We start from the raw sequence: 21,061 nt of genomic DNA, 5'->3' as shown, positions 1-21,061 counted from the left end.
TACTAGCGGGCGGCGCGGGCGGCCACCTTGCGGTGTTCCGTGCTGCGGAGCACCTTGGCCGCCTGCGCGGCCGACGCCACGGGCGCCTTGGGCAGCAGTCCGCGGGCCTGCTTGAGCTTGAGCAGCCGCGTCACCGACTGGTCGAGCCGCTCCTGCGAGATCTTGCCCGACTTCACCGCCGCCAGCACCGCGTTGTAGGCCACGGGCAGGTTGTTCGGCATGAGCAGCAGGTCGGCACCCGCCTGGATGGCCCGTACGGGGATCTCGGCGTCGCTGTATTTCTTGCGCACCCCGTCCATGTTGAGGGCGTCCGTGGAGATCACGCCCTGGAAGCCGAGCTTGTTACGGAGCAGCCCGGTCAGGATGGGCTTGGACAGCGTCGCAGGGTCGCGTGACGGGTCGAGCTTGGGGAAGACGATGTGCGCGCTCATCACGGCGTCGACGCCGGCGGCGATCGCGGCCTTGAACGGCGGCGCGTCGATCCGCTCCCACTGCTCCTTCGTGTGCTTGATCACCGGCAGCCCGGTGTGGCTGTCGATATTGGTGTCGCCGTGGCCGGGGAAGTGCTTGGCGGTGGCGGCGACCTTGGCGTCATTGAAGCCCTTGACCGACGCGGCCACCATCTTGGCCACCTCGCCGGGCTGGTCGCCGAAGGCGCGCTTGCCGATGACCGGGTTCCTCGGGTCGATGTTCACGTCAGCGACCGGGGCGAAGTCCAGGTTGACGCCGACCGCGCGCAACTCCTCGCCGGTGGCCCTGGCCACGGCTCGCGCGTTCGCGGTGTCCTTGGTCGAGCCTATGACCGAGGCGCCGGGGAAGTCGGTCATCAGCGCGCCCATCCTGGACACCAGGCCGTTCTCCTGGTCGGTGCCGATCAGGAGTGGCACGTCCTTCGACGCCTGCTGCAGCCCGTTGGTCAGGTCGACGACCTGGCCGACACCCTGGATGTTCGCCGGGAAGAGGATCACGCCGCCGAGGTGGTATTTGGCGACCACCTTGGCCGGGGTCTGCGCGCCGTACCTCGCCTGGTTCTCGCCCGACACACTGCCGGGGCCCGTGCCGTACAGGACGGGCATGAACAGCTGGCCGACCTTCTCCTGCACGCTCATCTTCGACAGGACGCCCGGCAACCCGCTGCCCTGGCCGGCCGACGACGAGCTCTGCTGAACCGTGGACGGAGGCGCCACCTCCGGCCGGGTCGCCGGAGCCGCACCCACCGGGCCGCCACCACCCCCGGCGCATGCCGCGAGAGCCATCACGAGGAGCCCGGCCGTGCCTGTCCGTCGAAACATGCTCTCAAAGGTATCCATGCCGCGGGACCCCTGAGCCACACAGCCGACAAATGTCCCCTTCCTCCCGGTCCGGTCGGAGCCCCCGCCCTCCCGGTCCGGTCAGAGCCCCAGCTCGACCAGGCCCGGCAGGTGGGAGCGGGCCGCCGCGCGGGCGTGCGCCGCCGTAGCCGCTCCCCGCGCGGCCTGGGCGGCCAGCTGGCACTGGTCGAGTGTGTGCGCCCCCAGCCCGGTCCGTACGGCGGGCAGCGCCGCGGCCCCCATGGACAGCGTGGACACCCCGAGGCCCACGAGCACGCAGGCCATGGCCGGATCGGCGGCCGACTCCCCGCAGACGCCGCACGGCTTGCCGTTGTCGGAGGCGGCCGTAGCGGTCATGGCGATCAGGTCGAGCAGCGCGGGCTGCCACGGGTCCTGCAGCGAACCCAGCGCGGCGGAGTGGCGATCGGCGGCGAAGGCGTACTGGGCCAGGTCATTGGTCCCGATCGACACGAAATCGACCACAGTGACCAGGCTCTCCGCCCGCAGCGCCGCCGCCGGGATCTCGATCATCACGCCCGCCTGCGGGAGCCCCCTGGCGTGGCAGGCGTCGGCGAACCAGTGGGCCTCCTGGGCCGTGGCGACCATCGGCGCCATCACGTGAAGCTCGGCCGCCGCCGCACTGGCTCGCACCGCACCCGACCGGTTCACCGCCGCCGCCACGGACAGCGCTTCCAGCTGGGCGGCCATCACCTCGGGGAATCTCTCGAACAGGCGCACGCCACGCTCGCCCAGGGCCGGGTTCGGCTCGGGCGCGGCGGACGGCAGGAATGCCAGCGGTTTGTCGGCGCCGGCGTCCAGCGTCCGCACCACCACCTTTCCGCCGGGAAACGCGGCCAGCGCCGCCCGGTAGGCCGCCTCCTGCTCCGCCACGGACGGCGCCTCGGTCCGCCCGAGGAACAGGAACTCGGTCCGGTACAGCCCCACACCCTCGGCTCCGGCGACCAGCGCCGCGTCGAGATCGTCCGGGCCGCCGATGTTGGCCAGCAGTTGCACCCGGAAGTCGTCCCGGGTCCGGCCGGGGCCGCCGGTCGTCATGCGTCGCCGCCTGGCCTCGTGCGCGCTGACGTGCCGGGCGATGTCGGACTCGGTGGGCTCCAGCCGTACTTCCCCGGTGTTGCCGTCGACCAGCACCCGGGTGCCGGCCGGGATCTCCGTCGCGCCCGGACAGGCCACGACGGCGGGCACGCCCATCGCCCTGGACAGGATCGCGGTGTGGCTGGTCGGCCCGCCCGCCTCGGTCACGAACGCGGCCACGGCGTCCTTCGACAGCAACGCGGTGTCGGCAGGCGCCAGATCGCCGGCGATCAGCACATACGGCTCACCCGTACCCGGAACGGGTGGCGGGGCCGGCAGGGGGTGGCCCGTGAGGCGGGCGATCACGCGGTCCCTGATGTCGTCCAGGTCGGCGACCCGCTCGCCGAGGTACCCACCCGCACTCAGCAGCATGTCCCGATATTTCGCGAAAGCTTGGTAAACGGCCCGAGGAGCCGCGACGCCCTGGTCGATCAGGGCCTTGACCCCCACCACCAGCCCGGGGTCCTCGGCGATCAGCGCCTGGGCCTTGAGGATCTCCTTGGCCTCGCCGCCGGCCCGGTTGCCCCGGGCCTCCAGCTCCCCCGCGACCTGTCCGAGCGCCGCCACCGCGCGTTCGCGCTCCGGCTCCGGCGGGCCCTCGTAGGTGGAGCCTGCGGGGGGTTCGGGGACGGCCCCGGTCAGCACGTACGCGGGCCCGGTCCCGATCCCCGGGCTGACCCCGGCCCCCCGCAGGTTCATGGTGTCCCGGCGATCGCCGCCAGTGCGTCCAGCACCTCGTCGGCGCCCTCACCCTCGGCCTTGATCACGATGTCCTCGCCCTGCCGGACGTCCAGCCCCAGGATCTGCAGGATGCTCTTGCCGTTGACGGGCTGGCCGGTCACCCCCTTGCTCACGGTGATGTCCATCGGGGCCTTGACGGCGGTCTGCACGAATGTCGCCGCCGGACGGGCGTGCAGGCCCACTTCCGCCGCCACGGTGACCTTGCGCTCGGCCATGTACTCCTCCTTGTCCAACCGGTCCGGACCACCCGGCCCCGGCACTTGCCCCATAGCTCTTTCAGTCCCACAGGAAGAGCTCGTCGCCGGCGTGTACGCGCCCGCCGGTCACGGCCGTCACCGAACCGGCGGGCGCGTCGAGCGCGACCACCGGGCAGACCGGCGAGCGGCCACCGGCCTCGATCGCGGCCGGGTCCCAGGCCACCACGGGCTGGCCCGCACGAACTCTGTCGCCCTCGGCCGCGAGCAACTCGAAGCCCTTCCCCTTCAGCTGGACCGTGTCGATGCCCAGATGCACCAGCACGCCTTTGCCGTCATCCCCGACGATGACATAGGCATGCGGATGCAATTTCATGATTTTCCCGGATATTGGGGCTACGGCCTTGCCGGGTTCCCGCGCCGGATCGATCGCCGTTCCCGGCCCCACCATGCCCGCGGAGAACACCGGGTCGGGCACCGCCGACAGCCCCACGGCCACCCCCTCGACCGGGGCGAGAACAGTCGTCATGGTCTCGCCCTCTAGCCGATGATGTCCTCGATGTCGCTGGCGATCGTGTCCGCCTCGGGCCCGACGACGACCTGCACCACGTTGCCCGCGGCCATGACGCCGTGCGCCCCCGCCGCCTTGAGCGCGGCCTGGTCGACCTTGGAGACGTCACGCACCTCCGTACGCAACCGGGTGATGCAGGGTTCGATGTCGATGATGTTGCCCGCACCGCCGAGCCCCGCGATGATCGCGCTGGCATCAGCCGCCATCCGTCCTCCTCGTAACGTTACGACCAGGCTAAACGTCAGTCGGTCTGGGTCACCTTGTTGAGCCCGCGCGGCGCGTCGGGGTCGATGCCCAGCCTCCGGGCCAGCGCCTCGGTGAGCAACTGCCCCGGCACGATGAGGCCCATGGGCGCGACCCACTCGGGCAGGTCGGGGCCGTTGAGCGCCGCCGTACCCGCCCGGGCCAGCGCCGGGCCGCCGCCGATGGTGAAGGCCGCGGCGCCCGCGGCGACGACCCGTTCGGCGAGTGCGACCGTACCGGACAGCGTCGGGCTGTTCTCGGCGGCGACCAGCAGGGCGGGGGTGTCGGCGTCGACCACGGCGATCGGCCCGTGCAGCAGGTCGGCGTACGACAGGCCCATGGCGTGCAGGTAGCACGCCTCCTTGAGCTTGAGCGCGGTCTCCAGCGCGGTGGAGAAGGCCAGCCCGCGCGCGGAGACCACGGCCCCCTGCTTGTCGGCCAGGCCCTCGACGACCGCGTCGAGGTCGCCCGGCTCGGCGATCAGCTTCTCGACCGCGTCCGGGACCTGCTGGAGGTCGGTCGCGTCCACGTCGGCGCCGAGGCCGAGCGCGAGCACGGCCAGCGCGGCGAGCTGGGTGGTGTAGGTCTTCGTGGCCGGGACCGCCTTCTCCTCACCCGCCAGCGTGCACAGCGCCAGGTCGGCGGCCTGGGCGAGCGGGCTGTCCGGGCCGCCGTTGGTCACGCCGACCGTACTGGCGCCGCAGTCCTTGGCCCAGGTCAGCGTCTCGACGATCTCCTCGGTCCGGCCGGACTGCGAGATGGCGACGGCCAGCACGCCGTCGAGGTCCAGCTTGCGCTTGTACGTCGTCGCGACGGACGGGGCGGCGAGCGCGGCCAGCCGCCCGGCGTGGGCTTCGACCAGGTAGCGGCCGTAGACTGCGGCATTGTCGGAGGTGCCACGCGCGATGAACAGGAGCTGGCGGGTCCGCTCGCCCAGTGCTCTCACCTCGTCGACCCTGGGGAGCAGGGAATCGAGCGTGGCCCGCAGCGCCTCAGGCTGCTCGGCGATCTCGCTGCGCATCTTGGTGGTCATCATCCCTCAAATCGTTACCGGGCAGACTTGACCCTGTTTTGCGACATGTGGTCTAGTCCGGACTAGACCAGTACGAACCATAGCCCATCGCCCAGGTCAGATCGAGGGGAGGATCCGTGGCGCACATCGATCCGGACAGCCCGGTGCCCAAGTACTTCCAGCTGCGCGAGATCCTGCTGGACCTGATCGACAGCGACGAGCTGAGCATCGGCGCCGCCATCCCGTCTGAGCGCGAGCTCTGCCAGCGCTTCGGCCTTTCCAGGATGACAGTCCGGCAGGCGGTCGACCACCTGGTGTCCGAGGGCCGCCTGCACCGGGTGCCGGGCAAGGGCACGTTCGTGGCCAGGCCAAAGATCGAGCTCGCGCTGCAGCTCACGTCGTTCAGCGACGACATGCGGGCGCGCGGCATGGAGCCGGGCTCGCGCGACCTCGACCGGCGGGTCGTACGCGCCAGCGCCCACCTGGCCAAGGAGCTGGGCATCCAGCCGGGCGAGGAAGTGCACTTCATCGAGCGGCTGCGCACCGCCGACGGCGAGCCGCTGTCCATCGAGCGCGCGCACATCCCGGTCAAGCTCGCGCCCGACCTGGCCGAGCACGACCTGTCGGGCAGGTCGCTCTACGAGCTGCTGGAGAGCCGCTACGGGCTGGTCATGGACGCCGGCGAGCTGACCATCGACGGGGGCATCGCCGATCCGAGCGACGCCGATCTGCTCAAACTCCCCCGGGGCGGGGCCGTACTACTGTTGCAGCGCAGATCCTTCTCCGGCGGCATCTGCGCGGAGCTGGGCGTGTCCACCTATCGCGCGGACCGCTACCAGCTGCGCACCATTCTGGAAATGCCCACCAGACGGGGCTGAGGGCCCGACCCGGAGGAACGCCCGGTGAACGAGACCACCGCCGCCAGGCCTTCGCCGTTCTCACGCGTGATGAACGTGCTCCAGCGCCTGGGCCGCTCGCTCATGCTGCCCATCGCCGCCCTGCCCGCGGCCGCGCTGCTGCTCCGCTTCGGCCAGCCCGACATGCTCGGCTCCAACGGCGCCGAGCCGGGCGGCCTGGCCGATGTGGCCGGCTTCGGCTGGATGAACCAGGTCGCCGAGGTGCTGGCCGCCGCCGGTGCGGCGCTGTTCGAGAACCTGCCGCTGCTGTTCGCGGTGGGGGTGGCGATCGGGTTCGCCCGCAAGTCCGACGGCTCGACCGCGCTCGCCGCGGTGGTCGGTTACCTGGTGTTCGACCGCGTGACCAAGGTGATGTTCTTCGGCTCGGCGATCAGGGACACGGTCCTGATCAAGGCGGTCCAGCCCCAGGGCATCAAAGAGATCATCAACTACGGCATGCAGAACCCCACCCAGGTGCTCGGCGGCATCATGATCGGGCTGGTCACCGCCGTGCTGTGGCAGCGCTTCCACCGGATCAAGCTGCCGTCCTGGCTGGCCTTCTTCGGCGGGCGCCGGTTCGTACCCATCATCACCTCGATCGTGGCGCTGCTCCTCGGCGTGCTCATCGGCTGGGTGTGGCCGATTCTCGGCGAGTGGATCGGCCACGCGGGCGAGGCTCTGACCACGCTCGGACCGCTGGGCACCGGCATCTACGGCCTGATCAACCGGCTGCTGATCCCGCTCGGCCTGCACCACTTCGTCAACTCGATCGTCTGGTACGTGGTGCCGCAGTGCGAGGTCGGCGGCCAGGTCCTCGGCGGCGACTGGAACTGCTACTTCGGCGGCGCCCCGCACTCCGGCCAGTTCATGGCCGGGTTCTTCCCGATCATGATGTTCGCGCTGCCGGCCGCCGCGCTGGCCATGTGGCGGGCCGCGCCCCCGCACCGGCGGGCGGCCGTGGGCGGCATCATGCTGTCGGCCGGGCTGGCCTCGTTCGTCACCGGGATCACCGAGCCGATCGAGTTCGCGTTCATTTTCGTGGCGCCGGTGCTGCTGGCCGTACACGCTGTGCTGACCGGGCTGGCGATGGCGCTGACCACACTCATCGGCGGGCAACTCGGCTTCGGCTTCTCGGCGGGATTGCTGGACATGCTGCTGAACGCCAGCAAGTCGAACACCCACAACCTGCCGGGCATCCTCCTGCTCGGGGTGATCTATGGGGTGGTCTATTACGTGGTGTTCAGCTTCCTCATCCGCAAACTGAACATCATGACCCCTGGCCGAGAGCCCGAACCAGACGTCGATTCGGGCGAGCCGCCCTCGTAGCTCCTGGGCGGGCCGTCATAACTGGTGACCCAGTCCGTTGAGCTCGGCCAGTCGCGTTCGGGGCGGTGGGGGTGAATAGCGATGTCCAGCGCCCACAGCTTCGGCGCCGGGCGAACCCTTGCTCGACAGCGCCAGCGAACACACCTCGGGCACCGCGGCGAGGAACGCGCAATCCTCTACGTCGACCACCCGGCTCTCCTGCACCCGTGGACCCGCCTGCATGGCCCGCGCCCGGGAGGGCCGGTCGTCGCTGTGCGTGGCATGCTCGACGGGCAACTGCGGCAGGTCCGCGTCGACCCACAGATTCTCGCCGTCACCGTCGGCGATGCCGTACAGCGCGCGGAGGTCCGGAGGTGGCACGACGCCGAGACTCTTCTCCACCTCGGCAAGGTCCTCCTCGTACCCGAGGATCTGCGCCATCAGCCGCCGGTAGGAGTGGAAGAGCCACACCGCCTCGTCCGGATCACCAGCGGGAACCGCGGACTCAGGCGCCCCTTCCTGCTCGTCACCCCGATCGGGCAGGACGAAATCTTCATCGATCACATAAAGGCACGGCGGCTTCTGCCGGGAGGACTTCGCCATGCCGCCGCAACCTAGCAGCCGTCCCCGACATACTGATCATCTCCGCACGTTTGGTGGTATGTCCCTGTGCGCTTAGCCATTGATTGCCACACAGCGCCGCAGATGGATTACGGACCGCGACACCCGAATCGACATCAGTGGCTCCGACGATAGAGGCCGCCCGAATTCGTTGGAGACAGCCCATAGGCGACTGGCACAGGACCGAAATCCCAGATAGCACCTCTCAGCACCACTCCAACTTCCGGTGATCTTTCTCGCCAATCACCTCGAATCGGTGGGCTGAGCGGGAAAGTTGGTGGGCGATGTATTCGGGGGCCGGGCCGGAAACTCCTTGTACTGTCCCTCTCTCCCTATGACATCGGAGGCCCCATGTCATCCCTTCCGCACGCCGCCATTTCCGACCCGCTCGTGTGGGGACCGCCGGGAGTCGGTCCCGACGAGCGCAAGCTGCGACTGCTCGGGCAGGCACTGGCCGAGGTGCTCTCGGGGCGGCGGCCGCCCGAGAGCGTCGCCGACCGGCTCACCGACCGGGCCTACCGCGACCTCGTCAAGGCGGGGCGGATGATCGAGACGAAACGAGCGCCGTTCGTGGGGAGCCCGCACGTGAAGGAGCCCAAGGACGGCGCGGTCGAGATGTGCCTCCTCGTCCACTGCGGCGAACGCAGCCACGTACTCGCCGTACGGCTTGAGCGGCGCGGCGTCCAATGGCTGTGCACGGACTTCGAAACCGCCTGACAAGACTTCGAAACCGCCTGACAACCGGAAGAAGGCCCCCGCCGACAGGCGAGGGCCTTCTCCCAGAACCGGACCGGTGCGTTATGCCTGGGCGTTCTTGGGATCGCCGTGGCAGCGCTTGTACTTCTTGCCCGAGCCGCAGGGGCAGGGCGCGTTGCGCTCGACGTTGCCGTAGGCGGCGCGCTCGGCCGACGTGCTGCGGACCCGGGTGTGCTCGACCTCGCCCGCCTCACCCGGCGCGGAGTATTCGAGCTCGGCGGGCCGCTCGGGCCCACGCAGGCCGCGCGCGATGATCGAGCGGGTCTCCGCCATCATCGCGTCCTCTTCCTCGACGATCGGGTTCTCCTGAACCTCGACCTCGATGTTGAACAGGAAGCCGACCGAGTCCTCCTTGATGCCCTCGAGCATCGCGGCGAACATCTCGAAGCCCTCGCGCTGGTATTCGATCTGCGGGTCCTTCTGCGCGTAGGCCCGCATGCCGATGCCCTCGCGCAGGTAGTCCATCTCATAGAGGTGCTCGCGCCACTTGCGGTCCAGGACCGACAGGATGACGCGCCGCTCGAACTCGCGGGTGGCGTCGGCGCCGAGCTCCTCCTCACGCCTGGCGTAGGCCTCCAGCGCGTCCTTCTTGATCTTCGTGCTGATGAACTCGGCGCTGAGCTCCTCGCGGCCGCCGGCCTCCTCGACCACGTTGTCGATGGTGACCGTGACGGGGTAGAGCTCGCCGAACGCCTTCCACAGCTTGTCGAGGTCCCACTCCTCGGCGAAGCCCTCGGCCGTGGCGCCCGCGACGTAGCCGTCGATCACCTCGCCGATGAAGCCCTGCACCTGCTCGTGCAGGTCGGCGCCCTCCAGCACGCGGTGGCGCTCGGCGTAGATCACCTTGCGCTGCCGGTTCATGACCTCGTCGTACTTGAGAACTTCCTTGCGGATCTCGAAGTTCTGCTGCTCGACCTGGTGCTGGGCGGAGGCGATGGCCTTGGAGACGATGCCGGACTCGATCGGCTGCTCGTCGGGGATGTTGAGCCTGGTCATGATCATCTCGACCCTGGCCGAGTTGAACAGGCGCATCAGGTCGTCGCCGAGCGAGAGGTAGAAACGCGACTCGCCCGGGTCGCCCTGGCGGCCGGAACGACCGCGGAGCTGGTTGTCGATGCGGCGCGACTCGTGCCGCTCGGTGCCGAGGACGTAGAGGCCGCCGAGCTCGGTGACCTCGTCGTGCTCGGCCTTGACGGCCGCCTTGGCCTTCTCGAGCGCCTCGGGCCACGCCTTCTCGTATTCTTCTGGCGTTTCGAGCGGGTCGAGGCCGCGCTGGCGCAGCTCAAGGTCGGCGCGGAACTCGGAGTTGCCGCCGAGCATGATGTCGGTGCCTCGACCGGCCATGTTGGTGGCGACGGTGACGGCGCCCTTGCGGCCCGCCTCGGCGACGATCGCGGCCTCACGCGCGTGGTTCTTCGCGTTGAGCACCTCGTGCTGGACGCCGCGGCGCTTGAGCGCCTTGGACAGCCGCTCGGACTTCTCGACCGAGGTGGTGCCGACCAGCACCGGCTGGCCGACGTCGTAGCGCTCCTTGATGTCCTCCACGACCGCGGCGAACTTGGCGTCCTCGGTCTTGTAGACGACGTCGGCCTGGTCCTTGCGGATCATCGGACGGTTCGTCGGGATCGGGACCACGCCGAGCTTGTACGTCTGGTGGAACTCGTTCGCCTCGGTGACGGCGGTGCCGGTCATGCCGGACAGCTTCTTGTAGAGGCGGAAGTAGTTCTGCAGGGTGACCGTGGCGAGAGTCTGGTTCTCGTCCTTGATCTTCACGCCCTCTTTGGCCTCGATGGCCTGGTGCATGCCCTCGTTGTAGCGGCGGCCGTGCAGGATGCGGCCGGTGAACTCGTCGACGATGAGCACCTCACCCTCGGCGACGATGTAGTCCTTGTCCTTCTTGAACAGCTCCTTGGCCTTCAGAGCGTTGTTCAGGAAGCCGACCAGGTGGGTGTGCTCGGCCTTGTAGAGGTTGTCGATGCCCAGCCAGTCCTCGACCTTGGCGACACCGGACTCCAGCACGCCGACCGTGCGCTTCTTCTCGTCGACGATGTAGTCGCCGGTGCTCTCCTCGTCGGGCGACTTGGCCTCGACGCCCCTACGCAGCCGCGGCACGATCTTGGCGAACTCGGTGTACCACTTACCCGACTGCTCCCCCGGGCCGGAGATGATCAGCGGGGTGCGCGCCTCGTCGATGAGGATGGAGTCGACCTCGTCGACGATCGCGAAGTGGTGGCCGCGCTGCACGCACTCGTCCAGCGACCACGCCATGTTGTCGCGCAGGTAGTCGAAGCCGAACTCGTTGTTGGTGCCGTAGGTGATGTCCGCCTCGTACTGCTTGCGCCGCTCTTCCGGGGCCTGCCCGGCCAGGATCATGCCGACCTCGAGACCGAGGAATCGGTAGATGCGGCCCATGTTCTCGGCGCCGACCTTGACCAGGTAGTCGTTGACCGTGATGACGTGGACGCCGTTGCCGGCGAGCGCGTTGAGGTAGGCAGGGAGAGTACAGGTGAGGGTCTTGCCCTCGCCGGTCTTCATCTCCGAGATGTTGCCCATGTGAAGGCTCGCGCCGCCCATGATCTGCACGTCGAAGTGACGCTGACCGAGCACGCGGCGGGCCGCCTCGCGCACGGTCGCGAACGCTTCGGGAAGCAGATCGTCGAGGGTTTCGCCGTCCGCGAGCCGCTGCTTGAATTCGTCCGTCAGAGCGCGCAACTCCGCGTCGGACAGGCTCGTGAAGTCGTCCTCGATGGAGTTGACCTGATCGGCGATCCGCTTGAGCTTGCGCAGGGTCTTGCCTTCGCCGGCACGTAGGATCTTGTCGAGAATGGCTGCCACTTTATGTAAAGCTCCTCGCAGGTCTACCCCGGCGGCGCCGCCAGGAGGAGAGGCTGAGACAAACTTCCCCGTTGCCATCGTAGGCGGTTCAGCAACCAGACACAGCCACCGCGACGACGAGAGCGTCGGGCATGTCTGGGAGAATGGGGTTCAGGCAGAGCGTATGCCGGTAAGCCCGTGGTTTGCACCGTTAGCGGGATATCCGGCAAAGGGAAGGATTTGTGATGGTTGAGGGGCGCAAGTCAGAGCACACGGAGAATCTCGGTAACCATGGCGGCCGCGCGTCCTCATGGCTCGCGGTGACCGTGATGCTGCTCGGCACCGTCGTCGCCGGCTATGGGATGACCGCCGCCAACTGGACGCTCATCTGGATCGGCGCCGGAGTGTTCGTCGTGGGCGGAATCCTCGCCCTCGTCTTCGACATCTTCACCGACGTCGTGATCGACGCGCCCAGGGCGGGACTCCACGCGGAAGACCACCGCTGAGCCTCCGGCGAACCTCGGGGACGCCCGAACCTCCGGCACCCTACCCCTCCAGGCCGCCTGAGCCTCCGACACAGAAGCGGAAGGCCGCCGCTCGCGTACGCGCGCTACGCGGCGGACCCCGCTCCCGTGCGCCACGCGTCGCAGGACCCCGCTGACGTACGCGTCCCGGCTCACGTGCGCGTCACGCGGGCGGACGGACCATCGCCCATCCGGGCATCGCAGCGACCCCTCTCATTCGGGCGCCACGCGGCGGACCTCTCTCATGCGTCTCATACGGGCGTCACACGGCGGGCCATCGCTCGTCCAGGCGTCACAGCGGACGCCCGCCCATGCCAGGCATCAGGCGGCGGGCCATCGTCTCCTCTTTTCCTCCCGTCGGTTTCTGTCGGTGGCCGCCGCTAGCATCGCGGCATGCATAGCCGTACCAATGTGCTGATATGACGGATCTGACGGCCGACGAGGCGCGGCGGCTGATCCTGCGCGCCCAGGGCCTGCTCGGCGCCGACGCCCGCCGAGGCGGCGTGCACGGCATGCTCCGCAGGCTCGGCGCGATCCAGCTCGACACGATCTCGGTCCTGGCCCGCTCCCACGAGCTCGTCGCCTACGCGCGCCTGGGCGCGGTGGGCAGGCCCAAGGTCGAGCGGGCCTACTGGCACAATCCCGCCCAGAGCTTCGAATACTGGTGCCACGCCGCCTGCATCCTGCCGATCGAGCACTGGCCCCTCTACTCCTTCAGGCGGCGCGCCTACCGCAATCGTCGCTACCGCTGGCACGAGGTGCCCGACCACGTGGACAAGCTGCTGGAGCAGGTACGCGCCTCGGGCCCGCTCACCACCTCCGACGTCGGCGGCGCCAAGAACGGCGGCCCCTGGTGGGACTGGTCCGACTCGAAGATCGGCCTGGAATGGCTGCTGGACATCGGCGAGCTCGTCTGCAGCCGCCGCGTCGGCTGGCGCCGGGTCTATGACCTCTCCGAGCGCGTGGTCCCCGCCGAACTCCAGGCCGAGGACCTTTCCGACGAGGAGTGCATCGTACGGCTGGCGGCCATCGCCGGTGCCTCGCTGGGCGTGGCGACCCGGGGCGACCTGATCGACTTCCTGCGGCTCAAGGGGAGGTTCGCCGCCATCCTCGACGAGACGCTGCTCAGCGGGGCCACGGGGCTGGTGCCCGTACGCGTGACCGGCTGGCCCTCGACCAGGGGGCAGACCAACGCGTGGGCCGATCCGGCGGCTCTGGAGTCGGCGCCGCGCGGGCGGCACCGGACGACGCTGGTGTCGCCGTTCGACTCGCTCATCTGGCATCGCGGCCGGACCGAGCGGGTCTTCGGCTTCAACTACACGCTCGAGCTCTATGTACCCAAGCACAAGCGGGTGCACGGCTACTTCACGATGCCGGTGCTGGCCGGTGGCCGGCTGATCGGCCGAGTGGACCCGGCCCGCGACGGCACCACGCTGGTGGCCAGACAGCTCAGCCTGGAGCCGGGCCTCACCGGCGCCAAGTGGGCCGACGCCCTCAGCGACGCGCTGTGGTCGGCCGCCGAGTGGGTGGGCTGCGACACCGTACGAGTCGAACGCGCCGACCCCGCCCTCATCGCCCACTTGGAGACAGACCCCAGATAGGACCTCGGACCAGACCCCGGGAGTGCTCCAGCCGGACCTCGGGTCGGACACCAGGTGTGCCCGACCCCCAGTCCGACCTCGGGCCGGTCGGACCTCGGACCGGGCACACTTCGGACCGGGCACACCTCGGACCGAAAGCCAGGTAGCCCCCGGTCGGACGGACCGGGGGGCGGACCTCGGGTAATCGCCGTCTGAAGCCGGGGCAGGACTGACCGCCACTCCGTCGCCTAATGGGCGGCGAGTGGCGACAAAGCCTCATCGCCTACTTGCGTCCGTTGCCGACGAATCACCGCCACGCCCGCCGAGAGGACGGGTAGGTCGTCGGCAGCCACCACGATCACCGCAGGGCATGCGGCCGGACGCGCCACGCTCACCGCAGGTGCAGACGGTCGGCAGCCGCCACACTCGTCGAGGACGCAGGCAATCTGCACCCGCCATGTCCCACCGCAGGGACTGGTGGGCACAGCCGTTACGCCCACCGAGGGGCGCGTAGGTGGCCGATAGCCGTCACGCTCACCGCGGGCGTAGACGCTCGTCACCCGGCACGCCCACCGAGGGGGCGGGCGATCCGTAGCCGCCGCGCCCGCCCGAGGGCGATGTCAGGTGATCTCCAGCATGCGCTCGCGTACCGCGTAGACCACAGCCTCCATGCGCGAGTGGAGCTGCAGCTTGTCGAGGATGTTGCGGACGTGGTTCTTGACCGTGTTCTCGGAGATGAAGAGCTGCTTGGCGATCTCGCGGTTGTTCATCCCCTTGGCCACCAGGCGCAGCACCTCCATCTCCCGCTCGGTCAGCCGCGGCACGGGGAGCTGGGGTGGGCGTTCGCTCTCCTTCTTGCTCATGTTCGCGAACTCGTTGATGAGTTTTGCGGCCATGGCCGGATTGATGAGCGACTGGCCCTCGTGAACTCCGCGCACGGCGGCGGGGACGTCGTTGATCTGCACGTCCTTGAGCAGATAGCCGGTCGCGCCCGCCTTGATGGCCTCGAAGAGGTCTTCTTCCTCGTCGCTGACCGTCAGCATGATGATGCGGGTGCTCGGCACCGAGGCCTTGATGCCTTTGGCCGCCTCGATGCCGTCGCGCCGCGGCATGCGTACGTCCATGAGCACCACGTCGGGCATGAGGCGGTCGGCCAGTTCGACCGCCTCATGCCCGTCGCTCGCCTCACCGACCACCTCGATGTCTGGCTCGGCGGCCAGCGCCAGAGCCAGGCTCCGCCTGATCAGCTCGTGATCGTCCACGATCAGGACGCGGATCGGCTCGCCTCCTGACGGGCGCGCCTCGCCGGACTCCGTCACCAGGCCTCCTCGATCAGCCTGGAGACCGCCATCTCCGCGCTTCGCTCGCTCATGACCTGACTGAGCTCGCTCACGTCTCCTCCTCGTCGGGGGGCCAGAGCCGTTGGACCGCCAATGATGGCATGTCTCACGCGGTCCTAGGGTGGTCGAGAAGATCTTTTAGCGCTGCGTCACGGCTCTACGAGCCGAAGTACGCCATAGTTGTAGCCGCGCCGGTTGTAAACGACACACGGCTGGCCACTCTCCTTGTCACGGAACAGATAGAAGTCGTGGCCGACCAGCTCCATCTCGAGGAGGGCCTGGTCGATGGTCATGGGTTCCGCTTTGTGGTGCTTCTCTCGTACGATGAGCGGCCCGTCGCCGTCCATCTCGATGGGGACGATGTCGTCATACTGCTTGTCGTCGGGGAGCTCTTCTTCTTCGTCGAACTCCGGTACGACCTCGGCCTTGCGCGGTGGCGCCAGGTCGGCGGCTTCGGGCAGCGTCGCGGTGATCTCCGCGACGGAGGGCGGGGCGTGGTTGCCGTGGTGCACCTTGCGCCGGTCGGACAGGCGCCTGAGCCGGCCTTCCAGTTTGTCCAGCGCCATGTCCAGGGCGGCGAATCGATCGTCGGCGGAAGCCTCCGCGCGAATGGCGGGTCCTCGAGAGTGAATGGTCAGCTCGACGCGCTCTCGCTGGCTGGCGATGCGCGGATTGCGCTCCTTCGACACCTCCACATCAACTCGAATGAGCTTGTTGTCCAGACGCTCGATCCTGGCCAGCTTGGTCTCCACCTGGTCTCGGAACCGATCACTCACTCCTGTGTGCCGGCCCTTGACGATGATGTCCATGCAACAGCCCCCCTTCGTCTAACGACTGAGAAAGAGCGCCCGACGACGTGCTTGCCGGGCGGGGTCTTCCGTCTGCCTCTCTGCTGTCACCGTTACCCTCTTCCGACGTTCCGTCACCGGGTTCTCGGGTGGCACCCGCCCGGCCGACCTGGTCTTCGACCCCACATCCGCCTGCTGAGGATTTCGCGGCTCTGATGCCACTACTGCCCTTCTCTCCTGACGGGGGACATCTGGACCCCCGGGAAGGCAGGACTTACCCCTAAGCCGCACCGTGATCGGTCGACAAAGAGTCGCCTTACGTGGACCGTTTTGCCTGCGGCTGGCATCGGCTAGCAGAGCCGGGACTCCCGGCCCTGCGCAACCACGGACCCGAACGGGTGCCATGTCAGAACGCTATCCGCATCGGAGACGAATGTCAGCCTAGGGATCGGTCAAACGATCACTTTCTGTGATTTTCCTCCGATGTGACTCACGTGACGGATGCCCCTTTTTGCGTACGCCGGGCCACATATCCCCCTCCCTCACGGAGGCCTGAGCTGCCCCACCGCTGCCCAGCGGGTAGGCACATGTGACGTCCAAGTGAGAGCAGAAAAATGATCTCTCTTTACTCAGTGTGACCGTAATGGATTGCAAGATCTTCGGCGTGTCGCGGCCACGGTCACCGCCAGCAGGACGTCAACGCCGTGCACCCGGAGTGTCCTGGCGGCTTCGGCCAGTGTGGAGCCCGTGGTCACAATGTCGTCCACGAGTAGCACAGGGGCCGCTGGGCGGGCCTTCGCGGCGGGGGTGACCCGAAGTGAGGCGGCGAGGTTGGCGGCCCGCTGCGTGGCGCTCAGGCCCGCCTGGTCGCCAACCTGACGCGCCTGTCCGAGCGCGGGCCACAGCTCCGCCCGGTGACCGAACGCCGCCAGCTGCCGCACAGCCAGCGCGGCCAGCCTGCCGACCGGGTCGTGACCCCTCGACCGGAGAGCTCGACGGGCGCTGGGCACGGGGACGACCGCCACAGCCACAGGTGTGGCGGGCCGGTCCCCGAGGGGTGTGGCGAGGCGGTCCCCGAGGGGTGTGGCAGGGCGGTCCGCCGCAGCGTGACCGGCGGTGAAGGCCAGGGCGTGGCAGGCGGTGAAGGCCAGGGCCGTCGCCAGGGGATGGGCCAGCGTGGTCTGGCCACGCTCCTTGTAGGCGACGATCGCCTCGCGCACGGCCCCCGTGTAGTCGGCGGCCGACCAGCACTCGGGGAGGCCGTCGGGGGCGGGTCTCGGCATGCGGCGGGCCGGGACGGGGTCCAGACAGGTCCCGCACAGGCGCGGGCCCTTGGTGCCACAGCCCAGGCAGCGCTGGGGAAGGGCCAGGTCAGCAAGGTCGGCGAGAGCGGCGAACACGAGGACCAGCATGCCCGCCGACCCCGACAATTTCCGCCCACGAACGGCCCCCGCACGGACGGCCAGTCACCGTCCCCATCAGCCCAAGGACGGCCCCGCCTGAGCGGCGGATCCGTCCCCCCGGAACCCGGTGGTCCAGATGTCCCCTGTCAGGAGAAGGGGCGCCCCTGGCGGGCGGGCAGCTACCGCCCTATCAACCCAGGAATGACCCCCACACGAATGGCGGATCGCCGTCCGGTCAGCACCGGCATGGCGGCCAGTCGCAGCCCGGCCGACTCTGGGGGGAGCTTCCAGCCGACCACGGGAAGCGTCCGATCAGCCCAGGCGGAAGCGTCCGGTCAGCCCAGGGGGAACAGCGGGGTGTCGGCGTCTGCGGCGATCTTGGAGGTCCAGTTCTGCTTGTCCAGGTTGGACTCCAGGATCTCGTTCTTCTTCTGGGTCCCCGCCAGGATCCGCTCACCCTGCGCGGCCAGCGTCCGCAGTCGCGTGTCCGACGGCAGCTTGGTGATCGTGCCATCGCCCACGTTGATCTCCTTGACCACCGGCCCGGCCTTGCTCTGCGACAGCACCACCAGGTGCTCGCCGTCGCGCCAGGCCAGGTCCCGGATCTTCTCGTCGTCGACCGTGCTCAATGTCTGGAAATTTCCGAGCATGACGGCGGCGCCGCTTCCCGTGATGGCGCCGACCCGGATCTCGTGCTCGCCGATCGTCACCGCCACCCGCACCCCGTCCCTGGCGATCCGCAGCCGCGTGACGTCGAACCCGTCGAGGCTGGGCGCGGCGATGCGTTCAGGCCCGCGCCCAGCGCCCGGATTGCACCGCAGCACGGCGCCGTTCCGGCGGTCGTACGTCCATAGGGTGCCATCCCGATGCCAGGAAGGCGGCGTGAGATCCGCGCTCGCGCCCTGAATCCACTGCTGCCAGCGGCCGTCCGCCGCCGCCGTGGTCACCCAGATGCCGCCCGCGCTCGACTTGGCGGCGATGAGGTCGGCGCCCTGGCCGACGGAGAAGCCGCCGACCGCCACGGCGAAGCCCGAGTACTGGTTGTTCGCCTGGCCGGCGGGTCCGGCCACGGGCCGGCCGGGGCCCTCGGTGGCCATCGCGTAGACGGCGCCCTTGCTGGTGTAGTAGGCGGCGTTCGAGGAGGTGCCCAGCCAGGGGTCGCTGATGTTGGGCGGGATGGTCATGGCCTCTGAGGAGTAGAACGGCTCGCCGTCCAGCTGCACCTCGATGTACCGGCCGTTGGCCACGTTGTTGCTGGTCAGGCTCCATCTGAGCTGGGCCTGGAGTCCCCTGGTGAAGATGCCGCCCGGGTCGATGGGACCGCTGAGGTTGATCACCACGCGGTCGTCCCCGGCCCGTACGGACTCGACCCGCGTGCCGTGCGGGAAGACGTTCTCCACGGCGCCCTGCAGCGCCTTGCTCGGGCCCTTGAGCAGCCGTTCGATGATCGTCTTGGCGAAGCTCTCGGTGGGCTTGAGCCGCAGCCGGACCCGGTCGACGACGAGCATGTCCGAGTTGGCGCCGCCGCTGCCGGGGGTGCCGTTCAGGTAGTAGAGGTTCGTCGGCCGGTACGCGCGGGTGACGTCCGCCTCGGTGAGCAGGAGGCCGCCGACCAGCGACTTGACCCGATAGTCGCCCTGCTGGTCCTTGACCAGCGTGAACGGTTTGTCGACCCCCCCGGAGGTGGGCACGTAGGTGTCGTCGTTCTCGATGCGGGCGACCTGGGTGCCGGAGAGGGTGACGGTGATCTCCTTGTCACCGATCTTCCCCTCCACGTCGTACTTCACCAGGTTGTCGAGGACCGTCACCGGACCGCCGGGCTTCCACGCCTGCCGCGCCTCAGGAGTCAGGTACTTCGCCAGGATCTCCGGATCGTCGGCGTAAGCGGCCATGGCGGCCTGCAGGCCCGTCACCACCTGCTCCGGCGACCAGCCGGCCTGCGGCGGGATGGCGACCATGCGCTGGAACGGCTTGTTCATCGGGTCGCCGCCATCGGCCTCGCCGACCGGGAACGGACCGCCCACGGGGATCACCGCGCAGGCCGAGCTCCAGAGGAGAGCCGCGACGACGGCGGCGGCAACGCCGAGCCGCCTGATCCGCAACAAAACCGAAGGACTAGTCCTCGTCATAACCAGCCCCGTCCGCCGAGGCGGGCAGCAGCACCGGCGTCATCTGCCCGCGCCACGTACGCCGCATCTCGATCTCCGGTGGCACCAGCGACAGCGGCGACCCCTTCAGGTCGGTCCCGGCCACCCGGGGCAGCGTCAGCCGGAACTGCGAGCCCTCCCCCTGCTGCCCCCACGCCTGCAGCCAGCCGCCGTGCAGGGAGGCGTCCTCACGCGAGATGGCCAGGCCCAGCCCGGTGCCGCCGATCGTCCGCGCCCGTGACGGGTCGGCGCGCCAGAACCGGTCGAACACCATGGTTTCCTCGCCCGCCTTCAGGCCGATCCCGTGATCTCGTACGGCGACCGCCACCGCGTCCCGGTCGGCGCCCACCGTCACCACGACGTCCCTGCCCTCGCCGTGCTCGATGGCGTTGAACAGCAGGTTGCGCAGGATGCGCTCGACCCGCCGGTTGTCGATCTCCGCCATGCACGGCTCGTTGGGCAGCCGCAGCTCGAAGCGGGTGGAGTGGCGCTCGGCCAGCGCCTCGGAGTCGCCGATCGCGCGCAGCACCACGTCACGTACGTCGACCGGGTCGAGGTCGAGCGTGGCGGCGCCGGCGTCGTAGCGGCTGATCTCCAGCAGGTCGGCCAGCATCGACTCGAACCGCTCCAGCTGGGCCTGCATGAGCTCGGCCGAGCGGGCGGCCATCGGGTCGAAGTCCTCGCGGGCGTCGTAGAGCAGGTCGGCGGCCATCCGGACCGTGGTCAGCGGGGTACGCAGCTCGTGGGAGACGTCGGACACGAACTGCCGCTGGACCTGGGACAGCTCCTCCAGCTGGTGGATCTTCAGTGCCAGGTTGACGGCCATCTCGTTGAACGAGGTGGCCAGGCGGGCCAGGTCGTCCTCACCGCGTACCTTGAGCCGCTCGTCGAGCTTGCCCGCCGCCAGGCGCTCGGCCGCCTCGCGGGCCAGCCGGACCGGGCTGACCACCTGCCGGGCGACCAGGTAGGCGATGGCGGCCAGCAGCACCACGAGGCCCAGGCCCACCACGGCGATGGCGAGCCGGACGTTGGACAGCATCCGCTCTTCCTCGCTGATCGGGAAGAAGTGGTAGACCTCGTAGTTCTCGCCGTTGAGGAGGCTGACCACGCCGGCGATGACCAGCGTGGGCGTGGGCTGGCTCTCACCGGTGAACGTGATGGGCGCGGTGAAGCGGTACGGCTTGTCGAAGATGAACTTCCGCTCGTCGCGCCGCAGGGCCTGCTGCAGTGCCAGCGGCACGTCCTCCGGCGTGACGTTGCCCGAGGCGCGCGATCTGCCGGGGTTGGAGGTGTTGAGCACCAGCACCTCGTAGCGCTTCTTGGAGCCGTTCTCGCCGGAGCCGGTGATGGTGTCCATCACCTCGTCGAGCGGGTCGGCGGGCGCGTTGCCGCTCGCGTCGGAGGTCGACTTGGCCTGGTCGTCGGGCTTCTGGCTGAGCGCGTCGGCGATCTGCACGCGGTCGGCGAGCGCCTCGGTGGCCGACGACTGCTGGCGGCTCTCGATGACCGACCGGTTGATCTGGTCGGACAGGAAGACGCCGAGCACGACCACCACGGTCACGGAGATCACCAGCGTGCTGGTGACCACCTGGAGCTGGAGCGAGCGCCGCCATACGCTCCGTGCCCTGCCCGCCGCACGCCGCGTCCGCCGCCGGACCCCGCCGAGAATCTGGCGGAGAGTACGGCGACGGAGTCGTTTCTGGCTAGTCGGGGGCATGGCA

18 protein-coding genes are annotated in these 21,061 nt (G+C 69.2%); 5 read left to right on the top strand and 13 right to left on the bottom strand.

Annotated features, from left to right (window positions below; all coding sequences use genetic code 11):
* Window positions 1-2: 2 nt before the first annotated feature.
* The 6 genes from nagZ to AB0B64_RS24770 all read right to left on the bottom strand — a co-directional run bounded on the left by nagZ (window position 3) and on the right by AB0B64_RS24770 (window position 5,190).
* The gene (gene nagZ, locus AB0B64_RS24795; protein ID WP_357949128.1) at window positions 3-1,292 is read right to left on the bottom strand and encodes a beta-N-acetylhexosaminidase; all 1,290 of its coding nucleotides are present in this window, start codon (window positions 1,290-1,292) and stop codon (window positions 3-5) included.
* 99 nt (window positions 1,293-1,391) lie between these two features.
* Entirely contained in the window at window positions 1,392-3,104 is a 1,713-nt protein-coding gene (gene ptsP / locus AB0B64_RS24790) for a phosphoenolpyruvate--protein phosphotransferase (protein ID WP_357949126.1), read from the bottom strand.
* Window positions 3,101-3,361, bottom strand: coding sequence for an HPr family phosphocarrier protein (locus AB0B64_RS24785; RefSeq protein WP_357949124.1), 261 nt, complete (start codon window positions 3,359-3,361; stop codon window positions 3,101-3,103). Before AB0B64_RS24785 ends, ptsP begins: the two co-directional genes overlap by 4 nt.
* Before the next feature lie 61 nt (window positions 3,362-3,422).
* Entirely contained in the window at window positions 3,423-3,869 is a 447-nt protein-coding gene (locus AB0B64_RS24780; protein WP_357949122.1) for a PTS glucose transporter subunit IIA, read from the bottom strand.
* An 11-nt stretch (window positions 3,870-3,880) separates the two neighbouring features.
* Window positions 3,881-4,144, bottom strand: a complete 264-nt coding sequence (locus AB0B64_RS24775) for a PTS glucose/sucrose transporter subunit IIB (protein WP_263655705.1) — start codon at window positions 4,142-4,144, stop codon at window positions 3,881-3,883.
* 8 nt (window positions 4,145-4,152) lie between these two features.
* Window positions 4,153-5,190, bottom strand: coding sequence for an SIS domain-containing protein (locus AB0B64_RS24770; RefSeq protein WP_357949120.1), 1,038 nt, complete (start codon window positions 5,188-5,190; stop codon window positions 4,153-4,155).
* Between the two features lie 113 nt (window positions 5,191-5,303).
* Here AB0B64_RS24770 and AB0B64_RS24765 point away from each other — a divergent pair, with 113 nt between their 5' ends.
* Window positions 5,304-6,044 (top strand): GntR family transcriptional regulator, encoded by a 741-nt coding sequence (locus tag AB0B64_RS24765; RefSeq protein ID WP_225295901.1) that lies wholly within the window; start codon window positions 5,304-5,306, stop codon window positions 6,042-6,044.
* Between the two features lie 24 nt (window positions 6,045-6,068).
* Window positions 6,069-7,388, top strand: a complete 1,320-nt coding sequence (locus tag AB0B64_RS24760; RefSeq protein WP_357949117.1) for a PTS transporter subunit EIIC — start codon at window positions 6,069-6,071, stop codon at window positions 7,386-7,388.
* A gap of 15 nt (window positions 7,389-7,403) precedes the next feature.
* Here AB0B64_RS24760 and AB0B64_RS24755 read toward each other — a convergent pair whose 3' ends face one another.
* Window positions 7,404-7,970 carry a hypothetical protein gene (locus tag AB0B64_RS24755; protein ID WP_358179866.1) on the bottom strand — a complete coding sequence of 189 codons (567 nt, stop codon included), beginning with the start codon at window positions 7,968-7,970 and terminating at the stop codon, window positions 7,404-7,406.
* A gap of 369 nt (window positions 7,971-8,339) precedes the next feature.
* Between AB0B64_RS24755 and AB0B64_RS24750 the strand changes: the two genes are divergently transcribed.
* Window positions 8,340-8,705: an Rv3235 family protein gene (locus AB0B64_RS24750; RefSeq protein ID WP_357949110.1), complete on the top strand. Its 366-nt coding sequence runs from the start codon at window positions 8,340-8,342 to the stop codon at window positions 8,703-8,705.
* A gap of 81 nt (window positions 8,706-8,786) precedes the next feature.
* Here AB0B64_RS24750 and secA read toward each other — a convergent pair whose 3' ends face one another.
* Entirely contained in the window at window positions 8,787-11,579 is a 2,793-nt protein-coding gene (gene secA / locus AB0B64_RS24745) for a preprotein translocase subunit SecA (RefSeq protein ID WP_357949107.1), read from the bottom strand.
* A gap of 224 nt (window positions 11,580-11,803) precedes the next feature.
* Here secA and AB0B64_RS24740 point away from each other — a divergent pair, with 224 nt between their 5' ends.
* Entirely contained in the window at window positions 11,804-12,064 is a 261-nt protein-coding gene (locus AB0B64_RS24740; protein ID WP_357647849.1) for an HGxxPAAW family protein, read from the top strand.
* 437 nt (window positions 12,065-12,501) lie between these two features.
* Window positions 12,502-13,683 (top strand): crosslink repair DNA glycosylase YcaQ family protein, encoded by a 1,182-nt coding sequence (locus AB0B64_RS24735; RefSeq protein ID WP_357949105.1) that lies wholly within the window; start codon window positions 12,502-12,504, stop codon window positions 13,681-13,683.
* A gap of 599 nt (window positions 13,684-14,282) precedes the next feature.
* On the opposite strand, the gene AB0B64_RS24730 is transcribed toward AB0B64_RS24735, so the two are convergent.
* The 5 genes from AB0B64_RS24730 to mtrB all read right to left on the bottom strand — a co-directional run bounded on the left by AB0B64_RS24730 (window position 14,283) and on the right by mtrB (window position 21,057).
* Complete coding sequence (locus AB0B64_RS24730; protein WP_357647853.1) at window positions 14,283-14,981, bottom strand: response regulator transcription factor; 699 nt, start codon at window positions 14,979-14,981, stop codon at window positions 14,283-14,285.
* A 170-nt stretch (window positions 14,982-15,151) separates the two neighbouring features.
* A complete protein-coding gene (gene raiA / locus AB0B64_RS24725) occupies window positions 15,152-15,811 on the bottom strand; it encodes a ribosome-associated translation inhibitor RaiA (RefSeq protein WP_357949102.1) in 660 nt (219 codons plus the stop codon).
* A gap of 608 nt (window positions 15,812-16,419) precedes the next feature.
* A complete protein-coding gene (locus AB0B64_RS24720; RefSeq protein WP_358179863.1) occupies window positions 16,420-17,202 on the bottom strand; it encodes a phosphoribosyltransferase family protein in 783 nt (260 codons plus the stop codon).
* 326 nt (window positions 17,203-17,528) lie between these two features.
* Window positions 17,529-19,298: an LpqB family beta-propeller domain-containing protein gene (locus AB0B64_RS24715; RefSeq protein ID WP_358179860.1), complete on the bottom strand. Its 1,770-nt coding sequence runs from the start codon at window positions 19,296-19,298 to the stop codon at window positions 17,529-17,531.
* A 10-nt stretch (window positions 19,299-19,308) separates the two neighbouring features.
* On the bottom strand, window positions 19,309-21,057 hold the full coding sequence (gene mtrB, locus AB0B64_RS24710; RefSeq protein ID WP_357949094.1) for an MtrAB system histidine kinase MtrB: 1,749 nt from the start codon (window positions 21,055-21,057) through the stop codon (window positions 19,309-19,311).
* Between the last annotated feature and the right edge of the window lie 4 nt (window positions 21,058-21,061).

The organism is Nonomuraea sp. NPDC049129 (assembly GCF_040648495.1).
Lineage (GTDB): Bacteria > Actinomycetota > Actinomycetes > Streptosporangiales > Streptosporangiaceae > Nonomuraea.
The sequence above is the reverse complement of the archived record's forward strand: the minus strand, read 5'-3'. Positions and strand labels throughout refer to the sequence as shown.

Excerpts from the sequence above, each read along its gene's own strand:
- AB0B64_RS24740 (WP_357647849.1), top strand. The coding sequence starts at position 11,804 with ATGGTTGAGGGGCGCAAGTCAGAGCACACGGAGAATCTCGGTAACCAT.
- raiA (WP_357949102.1), bottom strand. The coding sequence starts at position 15,811 with ATGGACATCATCGTCAAGGGCCGGCACACAGGAGTGAGTGATCGGTTC.
- AB0B64_RS24720 (WP_358179863.1), bottom strand. The coding sequence starts at position 17,202 with ATGCTGGTCCTCGTGTTCGCCGCTCTCGCCGACCTTGCTGACCTGGCC.
- AB0B64_RS24770 (WP_357949120.1), bottom strand. The coding sequence starts at position 5,190 with ATGATGACCACCAAGATGCGCAGCGAGATCGCCGAGCAGCCTGAGGCG.
- AB0B64_RS24735 (WP_357949105.1), top strand. The coding sequence starts at position 12,502 with ATGACGGATCTGACGGCCGACGAGGCGCGGCGGCTGATCCTGCGCGCC.
- AB0B64_RS24755 (WP_358179866.1), bottom strand. The coding sequence starts at position 7,970 with ATGGCGAAGTCCTCCCGGCAGAAGCCGCCGTGCCTTTATGTGATCGAT.
- AB0B64_RS24785 (WP_357949124.1), bottom strand. The coding sequence starts at position 3,361 with ATGGCCGAGCGCAAGGTCACCGTGGCGGCGGAAGTGGGCCTGCACGCC.
- mtrB (WP_357949094.1), bottom strand. The coding sequence starts at position 21,057 with ATGCCCCCGACTAGCCAGAAACGACTCCGTCGCCGTACTCTCCGCCAG.
- ptsP (WP_357949126.1), bottom strand. The coding sequence starts at position 3,104 with ATGAACCTGCGGGGGGCCGGGGTCAGCCCGGGGATCGGGACCGGGCCC.
- AB0B64_RS24780 (WP_357949122.1), bottom strand. The coding sequence starts at position 3,869 with ATGACGACTGTTCTCGCCCCGGTCGAGGGGGTGGCCGTGGGGCTGTCG.
- nagZ (WP_357949128.1), bottom strand. The coding sequence starts at position 1,292 with ATGTTTCGACGGACAGGCACGGCCGGGCTCCTCGTGATGGCTCTCGCG.
- AB0B64_RS24750 (WP_357949110.1), top strand. The coding sequence starts at position 8,340 with ATGTCATCCCTTCCGCACGCCGCCATTTCCGACCCGCTCGTGTGGGGA.